The sequence below is a fragment of the Streptomyces pristinaespiralis genome, from assembly GCF_001278075.1.
In the GTDB taxonomy this organism is placed as follows: Bacteria; Actinomycetota; Actinomycetes; order Streptomycetales; family Streptomycetaceae; genus Streptomyces; species Streptomyces pristinaespiralis.
The window spans coordinates 7,210,776-7,225,409 of sequence record NZ_CP011340.1; the positions used below are offsets into that span (position 1 = coordinate 7,210,776).

Below are 14,634 nucleotides of genomic sequence, written 5' to 3' on the forward strand. Positions count from 1 at the left end.
AGGGGGAACCCCGTGAAGGTCGGCTGCATCGGGCTCGGCGACATCGCGCGCAAGGCGTACCTGCCGGTGCTCACCACTCTGCCCGGGGTCGAGCTGCACCTGCACACCCGCACGCCGGCCACCCTGACCCGGACCGCGGAGACCCACCACATCCCCCCCGAGCGCTGCCACACCGACCTCGGCTCCCTCCTCGCCCAGGGGCTGGACGCGGCGTTCGTCCACGCGTCGACCTCCGCCCACGCCGAGATCGTCACCCGGCTGCTCGAGGCCGGCGTGGCGACCTACGTCGACAAGCCGCTCGCCTACGAACTGGCCGACTCCGAACGGCTCGTGGCGCTGGCGGAGGAGCGCGGCACCAGCCTCGCCGTCGGTTTCAACCGCAGGTTCGCCCCCGGCTACGCCCAGTGCCTCGAGCACCCGCGCGAACTGATCCTGATGCAGAAGAACCGCGTCGGCCTCCCCGAGGACCCGCGCACCCTCGTGCTCGACGACTTCATCCATGTCGTGGACACCCTGCGCTTCCTCCTTCCGGGAACCGTCGACCACACCGACGTACGGGCACGCGTCGTCGACGGGCTGATGCACCACATCGTGCTCCAGCTGTCGGGGGACGGATTCACCGCCATCGGCGTCATGAACCGGATGAGCGGCTCGACGGAGGAGATCCTCGAGGTCTCGGGGCAGGACTCCAAGCGCGAGGTGCGCAACCTCGCCGAGATCGTCGACCACAAGGGCCAGCCCAGCGTCCGGCGGCGCGGCGACTGGGTGCCGGTGGCCCGCCAGCGCGGCATCGAGCAGGTCGTGCACTCCTTCCTCGACTCCGTACGTGCGGGGAAGGTCCTCAGCGCACAGGACGCCTTGAGGACTCACGAGTTGTGCGAGCGGGTGGTCCGGCTCGCCCTGGAGCAGGCCGCCTGAGGACACGCAGACCGCCGGCGGCACCCAGCACGGCGAGCAGCGCCACCGACGCGTACACCGCCCAGTCACCGAACCTGACGTACAGCGTGCTGCCGGTCGCCAGCGGCACGTCGTAGACCGCGGCGGTGCTCCTCTCCGTCGAGAGCGGTGCTCCGACACGCTCGCCGCCCGCCGCGTACACCGCGCTCACGCCGGTGAGCGTGGCATGCACCATCGGCCGGCCGCTCTCCGCCGCGCGCAGCGCCGCCAGCGACGCGTGCTGCTCGGGGGCCCAGCTCTCCTGGAACGACGACGTCGCCGACTGGGCCACCAGCACCTGCGCGCCGTCCCGGGTCAGCCGCCGGCTCATGTCGGGGAACGCCGACTCGAAACAGACCAGCGGCCCGAGCCGCGGACCGGGTGCCTGTGTGCCGTCACCCGGCAGCGTCATCACCACCGGAGCGTTCCCACGCAGCCGGTCCTCGCCCGCCGCGCGGCCCACCGACGTGGCCCAGCCGAGGAGCGACCTGGCCGGGATGTACTCACCGAACGGAACGAGCCGCATCTTGTCGTACCGGTCCCCGGTCGGCCCGTCCGGGCCGACGAGCACCGAACTCTTGTAGATCCCCGGCGCACCGGAGGCGTCTTCACTCCGCGCGTCCACATTGACCAGGACGGGGGCGCCGACCTCGCCGGACAGCGCGCCGAGGCGCTCGGCCAGATCGGGCCGTGTCCCGAGGTCCGCGCCGACGCTGCTCTCGCCCCAGACCACCAGATCGGGATCGCGCCCCTTCACTTCGCGCGTCAGCTCCTCGCCGCGGTCGAAGCGCCGCTCCGCGCTGAGCATGCCGCCGACGACCCCCGGCTGGACCACCGCGATCCGCAGCCGGCCCGACTCACGCGGCTGGGGCGCCCACACCCACACCAGGGTCACGGCGGTCGAGCAGAGGACGAGCGCCGCCAGCGCGGGGCGACGGGCGCTCCTGACCGCCAGGAGCAGCACGGCCACCGTGTTGACGGCCAGCACCAGCAGACTCACCAGCCAGACACCGCCGACCGAGGCCAGCCGCAGGGCGGGCGTCACCTCCCACTGGCTCGCGCCCAGCAGGCCCCACGGGCCGCCCAGCCCCTCCCAGGAGCGGACCAGTTCGATCATGAGCCAGCCGGCGGGGACGGCGCCGACGGCCGCCACCGCGCGGGCCGTCGAGGGCGTCCCGCCGAGCATGAGGCGCACGAGCACCCCCCACGGCGCCCACAACAGGCCCAGCAGCGCGGCCAGCACCAACAGGAAGACATGGAGGCTCGGCAGCAGCCAGTGATGCATGGCGATCATGAAACCGGCACCGCCGAGCCAGCCCTCGAACGCCGCACGACGGGCGTTGGGCGCCGTGCGCAGCAGCAGCATCCACGGGACCAGGGCCAGATAGGCGAACCACCACAGGGACGGCTCCGGAAAGGCGAGCACGGGCAGCGCGCCCGTCACGACCGCGACGGCGCCGCGCGGCCCCCGTGAACGGAGAAACTGCTCGTGCCCGTCGTACCGCGTCCTGTCCCGCCTGCCGACCGGAATCCGCATGCAGCGCCTCCTCGTCCGGCCTCGAGGGGCCACGAGCCGTTCACCACCAGTGTGCGCGAAGATCGGCGCCGACGAACAGTGCGCCTCTCCCGTCCCAGGGGCCACGAGGAGTACATCGCGGCGCCCTCAGGCGTCGCCGAGCGCGGCGTACCTCTCGCCTCAGCGTCGCCGGGCGCCGCGTTCCCGCCGCGTCAGGCGTCGACGGGCTGCCCGCCGCCGCGCCGCCACTTCTCCTCGATCACCACGGACCGCAGCCGCCATCCTGCTTCCTCGCGGGTCAGGACGAAGCCGTAACGGCCGCCCGACACGAACTCGTCGCCGGATTGCGTCCGCATCGGATTGAGGTAGTCGGCGCGCACCTCGGCCCGGTCACCCGGATACCCGCCCAGGTCCTGGACAGTCACCCGCCGGTTCACGATGAGGTGCTGACGGACGGGAAAGAGCCGCATCGCACGCGCCAGCCACTCGGCGACCTCGGCCGCCGGCCCCTCGATACCGCCGGAGCCGCGGTAGTCGGCCCGGCCGTCGCCGGTGAACAGCGCCCGGTAGGCGTCCCAGTCGCCGTCGTCGACGGCCACCGCGTAGCCGGTGACGACATCGTCGACGGCGAGCCTGTCCATCACGGTCGCCAGATCCACGCGCTGTGTCATCGGGTCAGTGTCGGCCAGGCGGCGTGCCAGGCCAAGAGCCGTGCACACCCGTCACCCGCACGGCGTCGGCAACCGGCCATACTCCACCCATGCGCATCGACTTCGATCCCGCCCGCTGTGACCGCGACGCCTTCTACCGGCTGCTGACGGCGACCGTCGTGCCACGCCCCATCGCCTGGGTGTCCACCACCTCGGCGGACGGCACCGACAATCTCGCCCCGCACTCGTTCTTCACGATCTCGTGCGTGGCACCGCCGGTCGTCCAGTTCACCTCGGTCGGGCGCAAGGACTCCTTGCGCAACATCGAGGAGACGGGGGAGTTCGTGGTGAACTTCGCGCCGGAGAGCATGTTCGAGCAGATCAACGCCACGGCGACGGATTTCCCCCGTGGGGTCAGCGAGTTCGACGCCGTCGGCGTTACCAGGGAGCCCGGCCTGCGGGTGAAGCCGCCGCGGGTCGCGGCATCACCCGTGGCTCTCGAGTGCGAACTGCACAGCACCCTGCGGCTCGGCGACTCGACCGTCGTCTTCGGCAGGGTGGTGCATGCCGCGGTCAGCGAGGAGGTCATGGCGGAGGGGCACCCCGAGGTGACCAGGCTGGCGCCGCTGACCCGGCTCGGCAGGGACGAGTGGGGCACGCTCGGCGGCGTGCGAGAGATCTCCCGTGTCCCGTACAGCCGTTGGCAGGAGACGCAGGCGCGGCCGGCCCGCTGAGGCTCAGCGCCGTACGGCCTTGAGCACGACGAACTTGGGGTCGCCGGCGACGACTTCGCAGTTTCCGAACAGCCGCCGGAGCCGCACGTGGTAGCCGAGATGCCGGTTGCCGACGACCCAGAGCTCACCACCGGGACGCAGCGCGCGGCGCGCGTCGGCGAACATCCGCCGTGCCGCCGTGTCGGTCGTCGCGCGGTGCGAGTGGAACGGCGGGTTGTTCAGGACGAGGTCGACCGACGCGTCCGCGAGGGCGGACAGCCCGTCGCCGACCAGGAACTTCGCCGTGCCGGACGGCACGTTGTCCTGGAAGGTGGCCTCCGCGGAGGCCACGGCGGAGTACGACTCGTCGACGAAGGTGATTTCCGCCTCGGGATCGGCCAGTGCCGCCGCCGTGCCGACCACGCCGTTGCCGCAGCCCAGGTCCACGACCCGCGCCGGGCCGTGGCGCCGCGGCAGGTGGCGGAGGAAGAAGCGGGTGCCGATGTCGAGGCGTTCCGCGCAGAAGATGCCCGCGTGGTTGGTGACGGTGCGGCCGGCGAGGACCCCGGTGTCGGACGGCAGGGCGTACCGCAGCGGCCACGGGCTCGGGAGCCGGGGGAGGGCCGGGTCGGGGCTGCAGAAGATCAGCCGCGCCTTCTTCACCGCGAGTGACGTCCTGGTGGGCCCGAGGATGCGCTCGAACAGCTTCAGCGTGGACGTGTGGATCTCCGTGACCATGCCCGTGCCGACGACGACGGTGTCCGCGTCCACGGACGGCGCCAGCCGGTGCAGCTGGTCCTCGAGCAGCGCGAGACTCTTCGGCACCCGGATCAGGAGCACGTCGATGTGCTCCGGTGGTTCGTCCCTCGCGGTGAGCAGCCTCACCGCGCCCGGCTCGACGCCCCCTCGGCGGAGATTGCCGCGGGTCGCCTCCTGGCCCAGGAAGGAGTCGGTGATCTGGATGATCTCCCCGGTCGCGTGGGCGGCGAGGGAGGTGACCAGCGCGCCCCACCGGTCGCCGACGACGGCCACCGTGCCGGACAGGTCCACCGGCGGGGCGTCGTCGATGCCGTGCAGATGGCGGAGCAGGTACTCGTCGGCGGCGTCCCAGGCGCGGAGCGTGTCGCGCGGGTCCTCGGGGAAGCGGGCGAGCTCGTACGCGCCCCATGGCGTGGTCAGACGGTTCATCGTGCACTCAGGCTAGCCGAGCGGGGGAGGGACACTGCCCGCCGCCGGGCGGCGCGGCCGGGCAGCGGCAGCACGGGGTGCCGGCGCCGGCCGCTGCTCGCTACGCGGCGCGCTGTACGTCCTCGCGTGCCGCAGCGGCCCACTCCACCACCAGTGCCTCGTACTCCGGACGCCGGTCCTCGGGCAGCGCGCCGTCGGCCCACAGCTCTCGGATCCGTGCGTTCAGCTCGGATGCGGACAACAAGGTTTCGGATTCGGACTCGCGGGGAAAGGCGGACATGTTTGCCAGGTTACGGCCTCGGTGCCGCGCCCGTCTTCCCCGCGAACTGCTCGCTCAGTCCCCCGACTCACCCGCGTGCGGGCTCAGCACATCCGTCCCCACCAGGATGTACAGCAGGATTCCGAGCAGAATCCGGTAGATCACGAACGGCATGAAGCTCTTCGTAGTGATGAATTTCATGAACCAGGCGATCACCGCGTAGCCCACACCGAAGGCGATGACCGTCGCGAAGATCGTCGGCCCCCACGACACATGGCCGCCCTCGCCCGCGTCCTTGAGCTCGAACAGCCCCGACGCCAGCACGGCGGGGATCGCGAGCAGGAACGAGTAACGGGCCGCCGCCTCACGGGTGTAGCCCATCAGCAGACCGCCGCTGATGGTGGCGCCGGAGCGGGAGACGCCCGGGATCAGCGCCATCGCCTGGCAGACGCCGTAGATCAGACCGTCGCGGACGCTCAAATCCTTGAGCGTCTTGCGCTCCTTGACCACCCGGTGCCGGCCGCCCGCCTCGTCACGGGCGGCGAGCCGGTCCGCGAAGCCGAGGACGATGCCCATGACGATCAAAGTCGTGGCGATGAGGCGCAGATCACGGAACGGGCCCTCGATCTGGTCCTTCAGCGTGACGCCCAGCACACCGATCGGGATAGAGCCGACGATCACGAGCCAGCCCATCTGCGCGTCGTGGTCGCCGCGCATCGCCTTGTCGGTGAGCGACCTGAACCACGCGGACACGATCCGGGCGATGTCCTTGCGGAAATAGATGAGGACGGCCGTCTCCGTGCCGATCTGGGTGATCGCGGTGAACGCGGCCCCCGGGTCGTGCCAGCCAGCGAACGCGGCGGTGAGCCGGAGATGCGCGCTGGAGGAGATGGGGAGGAACTCCGTCAGCCCCTGGACGAGCCCGAGGATGAATGATTCGAACCAAGACATGAAAGCTACGCCACCCAAGAGCTGATCACGGTCTGTCAGGCGCGCGCGAAGGCACATGACCCGTGAGATACGACTCACGTACGTCATCGGGCCGGCGCCGGGTGGCAGCGTAGCGCCCCAAAATGAAGCGCTTGCCGCAGCCCCCGCCGCAGGGGCGGGACACGGCCCCGCCCGCGCCCGTCGCACGCGGGTCCCAAGAGGCGGCGGCGGGACCGGCGCACGGTGTTCCCGCGCGCGTGCCGCAGCGGCCGGGGACTCCTACGCCGCTGCGGTGTTCGATGCCTTCGGCGACTCGGCTGCCGGTGCCGCGCCTTCGGCGACGCGGGCGTCGGAAGTGCCGGCGATGCGGGCTTCGGTGGTGCGGCCCTCGGTGTCGCCGGCGCCCCGATCCTCGGTGCCGCGGAGGCGGTGGCGCTTGGTCCAGGCGACCGCGGCGGCGGCCAGGCCCGTCACCACGATGAAGCCCATCGCTATCAGGAAGGCGGGAGACGTCGGCGAGCCCGCCCGGCTGCCGGCGACCACGTACGCCGCCGTGTTGGGGATCGAGCCCAGACCGGTCGCCAGGAGAAAGGGCAGATAGCCCATGCGGGACACGGCCGCGCAGTAGTTGGCGGCGGCGAACGGCACACCCGGGAACAGCCGGATCGCCAGCATCGAACGGAAACCGTGCCGGCTGAGCTGACCGTCGGCGGCCTTCAGCCAGCGGCCCCGCAGCAGCGGCCGGAGCGCTTCCTGACCGAGCAACCGGCCCAGCGTGAAGGCGATGCCGGCCCCCAGCACCGTGCCGGCGAGTGCCGCCGCGAGCCCGGCCTGCGAACCGAACAGCGCCCCCGCCGCCAGATTGAGGATCGGCCGCGGCACGAACGCCGCCGTGCACACCCCGTACCCGACGCCGAACAGCACGACGGCCGCCGGCCCGCCCAACTGCGGCGGCCAGCCCGCCGAGAGCAGCCGCTGCGGCTCGTAGAGCAGGACCGTCACCGCCGCGGAGGCCAGCACCACCGCGAGAAGGGACAGCCGCGACCAGGGCGAGAACAGCGCCCTGGAACAGCGGAAGGCGAGGCCGGATGCCGGCCTGGGGACGGGGTCGAGCATCCGGGGAGACTAACCGACAGCCGCCCGTGATCGCCTTATTGTGTGCCGTATGACGCACGTCGTACCGCGCAGCGATCTCGCCGGGACCGTCATGGACCGGCTCGTCGTCGTGTATCCGGCCGCGGCGGACGCGGACCGTGCCGCCAAGGCCGCCGCGTACATGAAGGGCGTCGCCCCGTTCCTCGGCATCCCCACGCCCGAACGGAGAAAGCTGTCCCGCACGGTGCTCGCCGGCACGCCCCGGCCCGACGAGGCCGACTGCACGGCCGTGGCCCTGCGCTGCTGGGCACTGCCCGAGCGGGAGTACCACTACTTCGCCGCCGACTACCTCCGCCGCCACGTCGGCCGCTGCTCCTCCGGCTTCCTGCCGGTGGCACGCCGGCTCGTCACCACCGTGCCCTGGTGGGACACCGTCGACGTGCTCGCCGTTCATGTCGTCGGACCCCTGGTGGCCGCCGATCCGGCGCTCGGGGCCGTGATGGACGAATGGATCGACGACGAGGACGTGTGGGTGGTGCGCACGGCACTCCTGCACCAACTGCGCTTCCGGGCCGCGACGGACAGCGGCAGGCTGTTCGACCACTGCCTCCGTCAGGCCGGCCACCCCGACTTCTTCGTCCGCAAGGCGATCGGCTGGGCCCTGCGCCAGTACGCCGCGACCGACCCCGACGCCGTACGGCAGTTCGTCGACGGCGCCCGGGACCGCCTGTCGCCGCTGTCCGCCCGCGAGGCGCTCAAGCACCTGTGACGGCGCGGATGACGGGCCCCCGGCGATCCGCTCCCGCGTGAAGCGGCCCGCCGGGAAAACCGTTCGACGCCCGCACCCTCGGCGGGCGATCATTCACCCATGTTCAGGCACGCCTTCCTCGCAGCGCGGTCCGCAGTCGCGGACGCGCCGAAGGCTGCCGTTCCTCCCGCAGCCGGTGCTGTCACGGCGCCCCTCGACGGCGCCCGAAGCTGACCCTTCCCGGATCGTCCGGCGGACCCCGCAGGGGGAGGGTCGGCCAGGCCCAGGGGTCCCACACTTCGAGTTCCGGGAAGGAACCAACGCGCCATGCCCAAGACGGCATACGTGCGGACCAAGCCGCACCTGAACATCGGCACCATGGGCCACGTCGACCACGGCAAGACCACCCTGACCGCCGCCATCACCAAAGTCCTCAGTGAGCGGGGGAGCGGCACGTTCGTGCCGTTCGACAGGATCGACCGGGCGCCCGAGGAGGCCGCGCGGGGCATCACCATCAACATCGCGCACGTCGAGTACGAGACCGACACCCGCCACTACGCCCACGTGGACATGCCGGGTCACGCCGACTACGTCAAGAACATGGTCACCGGCGCCGCCCAGCTGGACGGCGCGATCCTCGTCGTCTCCGCGCTCGACGGCGTCATGCCGCAGACCGCGGAGCACGTGCTGCTCGCCCGCCAGGTGGGCGTCGACCACATCGTCGTCGCCATCAACAAGGCCGACGCGGGGGACGACGAGCTGACCGACCTCGTCGAGCTGGAGGTCCGGGAGCTCCTGACCGCACACGGGTACGGCGGCGACGCCGCGCCGGTCGTGCGTGTCTCGGGGCTGCGGGCGCTCGAGGGCGACCCGCGCTGGACGGCCGCCGTCGAGGCACTGCTCGACGCCGTCGACACCTATGTGTCGATGCCGGTCAGGTACACGGACGCGCCGTTCCTGCTGCCGGTGGAGAACGTGCTCACCATCACGGGGCGCGGGACCGTCGTCACCGGGGCCGTCGAGCGCGGCACCGTACGGGTCGGCGACCGCGTGCAGGTGCTCGGCGCGGACACCGAGAGCGTGGTGACGGGACTGGAGACCTTCGGCAAGCCGATGGAGTCGGCCGAGGCCGGGGACAACGTGGCGCTGCTGCTCCGCGGTCTGCACCGCGACCGGGTCCGACGCGGCCACGTCGTCGCCGCGCCCGGCAGCGTCGTGCCGAGCCGGCGCTTCACCGCGCAGGTGTACGTGCTGTCCGCCCGTGAGGGCGGCCGGAGCACACCGGTCTCCACCGGCTACCGGCCGCAGTTCTACATCCGCACCGCGGACGTCGTCGGCGACATCGACCTCGGCGGGACCGGCGTGGCACGGCCCGGCGAGACGGTGACGCTGACCGTCGAGCTCGGCCGGGACGTCCCGCTCGAGCCCGGGCTCGGCTTCGCGATCCGCGAGGGCGGCCGCACGGTCGGCGCGGGCACGGTGACGGCCGTGCTGTGAGGCGGGGCGCGGGACGGGGAGAATGGCCCGGTGAACGAGCCGATCCCCGTCCTGCGCGCCGTCGACGGCGGCACCGCCAAGCTCATGCCCGACGTGGACCACGAGCGGGCCTGGCTGCTGACCGTCGACGGCGCCCCGCAGTCGTACGTCGACCTGGACGATCCCACGCACCTCGAGTTCGAGTACCTGCGCCGGCTCGCCCACGTCGTCGACTGCGCGGCCGACGAGGGCACGCCGCTCTGTGTGCTGCACCTCGGCGGCGGCGCCCTCACGCTGCCGCGCTACATCGCCGCCACCAGGCCAGGCTCCCGTCAGGACGTGGTCGAGTACGACGCCGGGCTCGTCGACCTGGTCGCCGAGCATCTGCCGCTGCCGGACGGGTCCGGCGTCACCGTCCACCGTGCCGACGCGCGCACCTGGACCGAGGAGGCGGCGGACTCCGTGGACATGGTGGTCGCGGACGTCTTCGGCGGGTCACGGGTCCCGGCGCACCTGACCACGGTCGAGTACGCGAGGGCCGCGGAACGGGTGCTCCGGCCGGGCGGCGTCTACGCCGCCAACCTCGCCGACGGCGCGCCGTTCACCTTCCTCCGCTCCCAACTCGCGACCTTCGCGGAGGTCTTCGCCGAACTCGTCCTCATCGCGGAACCCTCGGTGCTGCGGGGGCGCCGCTTCGGCAACGCGGTGCTGCTCGCCTCGCAGTCGCCGATCGACACGGGGCCGCTGGCGCGGCGGACGGCGTCCGACGCGTTCCCGGCACGGGTCGAGCAGGGGGCGGCGCTGACGCGGCTGCGGGGCGGCGCGGGGCCGGTGGACGACACGAAGGCGGTGCGGTCGCCACAGCCGCCGGACGGAGCGTTCACGGTGGGGTGACGGTCCGCTGCGCGGGGCGTTTTCCCCACCCCGCCCCTTCCCGAAACCGGGCTCCGCCCGGACCCGGCACCGCGCTCCGCGCGGTGTTTCGGGGGCTCTGCCCCCGGGCCCCCGCGCCTCAAACGCCGGCGGGGCTGAAGTTGCCGGCGCGGCTTGATTTCGCGCAGCGAAATCAAGCCTGCCTGGGGCACCTCCCACGGCCGCCAGGCCGTAGGGGGAGCTTGAGGGCACCGCGCGAAGCGCGGTACGCCGCCCGCAGGGGGTACGGGCCCGGGCGGAGCCCGGTTCGGGAAGGGGCGGGTAGGGGAACAGCCCGCCGCAGGCGTCACGCGCCCGCCCCCCTATGCCTGCGGCGCCGCTTCCTTCGACAGCGTCGGCGCAGCCGCAGGCGCCGGCGGACCGCCCGTCGCGACCGTCGCCCCGCGCCGCTTCAGGTTCCGTACGTCAGGAACGCACAGCACCGCCGCGGTCACGACCACCACCAGCGCCGCGCACCCCAGCAGGGACGCCCGCCGTCCGAACAGGGACTCCGCCGGGCCGGCGAGGGCCGTGGCGAGCGGGAGCATCGCGACCGAGCCGAACCAGTCGTAGGCGGAGACACGCGAGAGCATGTCCTCGGGGATCTCCTGGTGCAGCGCCGTCATCCAGGCCACACCGAACACCTCGATGGCCACGCCGCTGACGAACATCACCACCGCGAGGCCCTCCACCTGGAGGGGCACCGCGAGGGCCGCGGACGGGGCCGCCAGCGGGAAGACGCACAGCGTTCCGGCGAGCAGCAGCCGGCGCGGTTTCCACCGCATCATCAGCAGCGCTCCGCCGAGCGTGCCCACGCCGAACGCCGCGAGCGCCACTCCCCAGGGCGCCGCGCCGCCGAGTTCGTCCCTGGCGACCAGCGGCCCGTAGACGGACTCGGCCGCTCCCACCACGGCCACGACCACCGAGAACTGGGCCACGATCGCCCACAGCCACGGCCGGGCGACGAACTCCTTCCAGCCGTCGCGCAGGTCGGCGAGCAGTCCGCCGCCCGCTTCCCGCGGCCTGATGTGGCTCACGTCGAGGAACGCACGCAGCGCGCCCGCGACGGCGAAGGCCGCAGCGTCCACGGCGAGGACCCAGCCCGGTCCGATCGCGGCGATCATCGCTCCGCCGAGCGCGGCGCCGCCGATGGCCGCACCGTGCATGGCCATCCGGAACAGGGCGAAGGCCCGGCTCGCCTGCTCCCCGCTGACGCTGGACATCAGCATGCCCTCGGCGGCGGGGTTGAAGAACGCCTGGCCGGTGCCGCACAGCGCGGTCAGCAGCATCATCTGCCACAGCTGCGGTTCGCCGGACAGCACGACGACGGCGAACAGCGCCTGCGAGACGCAGTTGAGGGCGTTGGCGGCGACCATCACCCGGTGCCTCGGCAGCCGGTCGGCGATCGCGCCGCCGATGAGCAGGAACAGCACCAGCGGGAGCGTGCGGGCGGCCGCCACCAGACCGACGTCCCCGCCGTCGCCGCCCGCCTGCAGCACGGCGAACGCCGCCGCGATCAGCGCACCATGGCTTCCCAGGTTGGTGATGATCGCGGCGGCGGTCAGCAGTGTGTAGTTGCGGCCCGCCCACTCGGGGCGGCGCGATGCGCGGCGTGGCGCGGCAGCGGGAGATGTCACCGGAGGACTATCCCTGCTGCCGCCCGGACTTGCCAAACGACATGTCGTGTCGCTGTCCGCGGACGGCGGTGGGCGGCTCAGCCCGAGCTGCCGGCCAGCCGTACGGTGCTGAGGATTTGCTGGATCGTGGCGTCGGGGACCTCGTCCGGCACGCCCGTGTTGGAGTACAGCACCCAGCTGGCGAAGTCACCCTTGGTGTTCTTGAAGCTGAACGCGATCGACTTACCGTCGGTCTCGCACTTGTTGTCCTTCTTCACGCCCTTGGCCGTGGCGGTGGAGAGACTGCCCTTGAGGCCCGACTTCGTCGTGTAGTCCACGGCCTTGGTGATCTTGACGGTTCCCTTCGGCTCCGTCTGGGCGAAGGCGGCCCAGACCCAGTTGCCGGCCTCGTTGTAGGCGGCTTCCGCCGTGCTCTTGGCGCCCTTTCCGCCCTTGGTGCCGGTGCTGGCCATCCCGTAGTCCTCTTCGCTGCCGTCCTTGTCGGAGTCGATGAGGCACCACTTGCTCTTGTAGTGAGCCGGGGCCGACATGACAACGGCGAGAGAGCCGTCGCCCTTCTTCTCGTCCTCGAAGCCGGTGGCCATGCCGGAGCTCGCCACCTCCCACTCCGCGGGCACGTCGAACTGGGTGCCGTGCTTGGGGTTGGTGACGACCTTCCAGCCGGCGATGGTGGGCTCGGCCTCACCGCCGCGCGGGTTGCCCGTCGGCGACGGGGCCGGTTCGTCGGAGCCCTTCGGCTTGTCCGAGGCGTTCGGGTCGGCCGGCTTCGAGGCGGCGACGTCACCGCCCTTGCCCGACTGCTTCTCGTCGTCCGGCAGCACGACGATGCCGGTCACGACGGCGGTCGCGACCACCGCCGTGGCCGCCACGATCGCGATGATCGTCGTCTTCTTCTTGTCGTCCCCGGCCGGCTGCGGCGCTCCCGGCGTCTGGCCGGGCACGGCGTACTGCGGCACGGTCGGCTGCTGGTACGGGTTGGGCTGCTGGTACCCCTGCTGCTGGTATCCCGGCTGCTGGTACGGATTCGGCTGCTGGTACCCCGGCTGCTGGTACGGATTCTGGTCCTGCGGGTTCTGCTCGCCCCCGGGCGGCTGCTGTCCTGGCCACATGGCCAGTAACCATAGAGGTGCGGGCGGGCCTCTTCTACGTCCGGGCCCCGCGGGGGGATGGCCAAGCGCATCTACTCGCGGGTAACATCCGGGCATGAGCGCAGACCAGATGTCCATCGGCGAACTGCTCGCCGCCACCGTCCCCATGGTCAGGACCCTCAACCTCGAGTACCTGGAGACGACGGCGGAGCGAGCCGTACTCCGGCTGCCGGACCAGCCCGAGTACCACAACCACGTCGGCGGGCCGCACGCCGGTGCGATGTTCACCCTCGCCGAGTCGGCGAGCGGCGCCGTCGTCCTGGCCGCGTTCGGCGATCAGCTGAGCCGCTCCGTGCCGCTCCCGGTGAAGGCGGAGACCAGCTACAAGAAGCTCGCCAAGGGCGTCCTCACGGCGACCGCGACGCTCGGCCGCCCCGTCGCCGACGTCGTCGAGGAGCTGGACGCGGGGCAGCGCCCCGAGTTCCCCGTCACGGTCGCCATCCAGCGCGCCGACGGCGCCGTGACCGGCGAGATGCACATCATCTGGACCTTGCGCCCCAACAGCTGAGCGCGGCCACCGCACCGCACCGGGCCGCCCGGCACCCCCCAGGTGACCGGGCGGCCTTTCGCGCGCCGGGACGCACCCGTGCGACCAGGTAGGCTGCCCGGCGTGCGCCGGCGGGGCGCGCGTCGGGCGAGCGGGCCCGGTGGTACCGGGAGGAACGGCGTGCACGTCCAGGAATGGCTCGAGACTGTCCCGGCGGTCAGCATCTATCTCCTGGTGGGAGTGGTGATCGGGCTCGAGAGCCTCGGTATCCCGCTCCCCGGAGAGATCGTCCTCGTCAGCTCGGCGCTCCTCGCCTCCCAGCACGGAGACATCGATCCCTACATCCTCGGTGCCTGCGCGACCGCGGGCGCCATCATCGGCGACTCGATCGGGTACGCCATCGGCCGCAAGGGCGGCCGACCGCTGCTGGCCTGGCTCGGCGGGAAGTTCCCCAAGCACTTCGGGGAGGCCCAGATCGCGATGGCCGAGCGGTCCTTCGAGAAGTGGGGCATGTGGGCCGTCTTCTTCGGCCGCTTCGTCGCCCTGCTGAGGATCTTCGCCGGGCCGCTCGCCGGTGTGCTGCGGATGCCGTACTGGAAGTTCCTGATCGCCAACGTCTTCGGCGGCATCCTCTGGGCGGGCGGCACGACGGCCGTCGTCTACTCGGTCGGTGTCGTGGCCGAGGCCTGGCTCAAGCGCTTCTCCTGGCTGGGGCTCGTCCTCGCGGTGGCGGTCGGCGTCACGTCGATGCTGGTGCTCAAGAGCCGGGCGAAGAAGGCGGCGCAGCAGCCGACGACCTTGGCGCCCGAGCCGGAGCCCGTCCCCGTCGCCGACTGACCCGCCACCCGCGGCGGACGCCCGAGCCCGGGCCGTTCGCCGGCCCGGCGTGGTGCGCCGGCCCGCCGGGGCGGGCCCGGTGAGCAGGCCCTCGTCCCGGCG

15 protein-coding genes are annotated in these 14,634 nt (G+C 72.2%); 7 read left to right on the forward strand and 8 right to left on the reverse strand.

What is annotated here, in order from left to right; genetic code table 11:
- Positions 1-12: 12 nt before the first annotated feature.
- Positions 13-918, forward strand: coding sequence for a Gfo/Idh/MocA family protein (locus SPRI_RS30960; RefSeq protein WP_005320247.1), 906 nt, complete (start codon positions 13-15; stop codon positions 916-918).
- Here SPRI_RS30960 and lnt read toward each other — a convergent pair.
- Both lnt and SPRI_RS30970 read right to left on the reverse strand, forming a co-directional pair.
- Positions 842-2,473 carry an apolipoprotein N-acyltransferase gene (gene lnt / locus SPRI_RS30965; RefSeq protein ID WP_053557540.1) on the reverse strand — a complete coding sequence of 544 codons (1,632 nt, stop codon included), beginning with the start codon at positions 2,471-2,473 and terminating at the stop codon, positions 842-844. The genes SPRI_RS30960 and lnt overlap by 77 nt on opposite strands.
- A 191-nt stretch (positions 2,474-2,664) precedes the next feature.
- The gene (locus tag SPRI_RS30970; protein WP_005320250.1) at positions 2,665-3,123 is read right to left on the reverse strand and encodes a nuclear transport factor 2 family protein; all 459 of its coding nucleotides are present in this window, start codon (positions 3,121-3,123) and stop codon (positions 2,665-2,667) included.
- Between the two features lie 89 nt (positions 3,124-3,212).
- On the opposite strand from SPRI_RS30970, the gene SPRI_RS30975 reads away from it, so the two are divergent.
- The gene (locus SPRI_RS30975; RefSeq protein ID WP_005320251.1) at positions 3,213-3,836 is read left to right on the forward strand and encodes a flavin reductase family protein; all 624 of its coding nucleotides are present in this window, start codon (positions 3,213-3,215) and stop codon (positions 3,834-3,836) included.
- Positions 3,837-3,839: 3 nt separating this feature from the next.
- On the opposite strand, the gene SPRI_RS30980 is transcribed toward SPRI_RS30975, so the two are convergent.
- The 4 genes from SPRI_RS30980 to SPRI_RS30995 form a co-directional block, all read right to left on the reverse strand.
- Positions 3,840-5,003, reverse strand: a complete 1,164-nt coding sequence (locus SPRI_RS30980; protein ID WP_037775316.1) for a methyltransferase — start codon at positions 5,001-5,003, stop codon at positions 3,840-3,842.
- A 100-nt stretch (positions 5,004-5,103) separates the two neighbouring features.
- On the reverse strand, positions 5,104-5,283 hold the full coding sequence (locus tag SPRI_RS30985; protein WP_005320253.1) for a hypothetical protein: 180 nt from the start codon (positions 5,281-5,283) through the stop codon (positions 5,104-5,106).
- Positions 5,284-5,337: 54 nt separating this feature from the next.
- Positions 5,338-6,213 carry an undecaprenyl-diphosphate phosphatase gene (locus tag SPRI_RS30990; protein ID WP_005320254.1) on the reverse strand — a complete coding sequence of 292 codons (876 nt, stop codon included), beginning with the start codon at positions 6,211-6,213 and terminating at the stop codon, positions 5,338-5,340.
- Between the two features lie 258 nt (positions 6,214-6,471).
- Positions 6,472-7,308, reverse strand: coding sequence for a TVP38/TMEM64 family protein (locus SPRI_RS30995; RefSeq protein ID WP_005320255.1), 837 nt, complete (start codon positions 7,306-7,308; stop codon positions 6,472-6,474).
- 49 nt (positions 7,309-7,357) lie between these two features.
- Here SPRI_RS30995 and SPRI_RS31000 point away from each other — a divergent pair, with 49 nt between their 5' ends.
- The 3 genes from SPRI_RS31000 to SPRI_RS31010 all read left to right on the forward strand — a co-directional run bounded on the left by SPRI_RS31000 (position 7,358) and on the right by SPRI_RS31010 (position 10,405).
- A complete protein-coding gene (locus SPRI_RS31000) occupies positions 7,358-8,056 on the forward strand; it encodes a DNA alkylation repair protein (protein ID WP_037775317.1) in 699 nt (232 codons plus the stop codon).
- 306 nt (positions 8,057-8,362) lie between these two features.
- The gene (tuf, locus tag SPRI_RS31005; RefSeq protein WP_005320257.1) at positions 8,363-9,532 is read left to right on the forward strand and encodes an elongation factor Tu; all 1,170 of its coding nucleotides are present in this window, start codon (positions 8,363-8,365) and stop codon (positions 9,530-9,532) included.
- A 30-nt stretch (positions 9,533-9,562) separates the two neighbouring features.
- Complete coding sequence (locus tag SPRI_RS31010) at positions 9,563-10,405, forward strand: spermidine synthase (RefSeq protein ID WP_005320259.1); 843 nt, start codon at positions 9,563-9,565, stop codon at positions 10,403-10,405.
- 341 nt (positions 10,406-10,746) lie between these two features.
- On the opposite strand, the gene SPRI_RS31015 is transcribed toward SPRI_RS31010, so the two are convergent.
- Both SPRI_RS31015 and SPRI_RS31020 read right to left on the reverse strand, forming a co-directional pair.
- The gene (locus tag SPRI_RS31015) at positions 10,747-12,060 is read right to left on the reverse strand and encodes an MFS transporter (RefSeq protein WP_050791606.1); all 1,314 of its coding nucleotides are present in this window, start codon (positions 12,058-12,060) and stop codon (positions 10,747-10,749) included.
- Between the two features lie 77 nt (positions 12,061-12,137).
- A complete protein-coding gene (locus SPRI_RS31020) occupies positions 12,138-13,169 on the reverse strand; it encodes a hypothetical protein (protein ID WP_005320263.1) in 1,032 nt (343 codons plus the stop codon).
- Positions 13,170-13,263: 94 nt separating this feature from the next.
- On the opposite strand from SPRI_RS31020, the gene SPRI_RS31025 reads away from it, so the two are divergent.
- Positions 13,264-13,716, forward strand: coding sequence for a DUF4442 domain-containing protein (locus tag SPRI_RS31025; RefSeq protein ID WP_005320265.1), 453 nt, complete (start codon positions 13,264-13,266; stop codon positions 13,714-13,716).
- Positions 13,717-13,875: 159 nt separating this feature from the next.
- Positions 13,876-14,532, forward strand: a complete 657-nt coding sequence (locus tag SPRI_RS31030) for a DedA family protein (RefSeq protein ID WP_005320266.1) — start codon at positions 13,876-13,878, stop codon at positions 14,530-14,532.
- Positions 14,533-14,634: the final 102 nt, after the last annotated feature.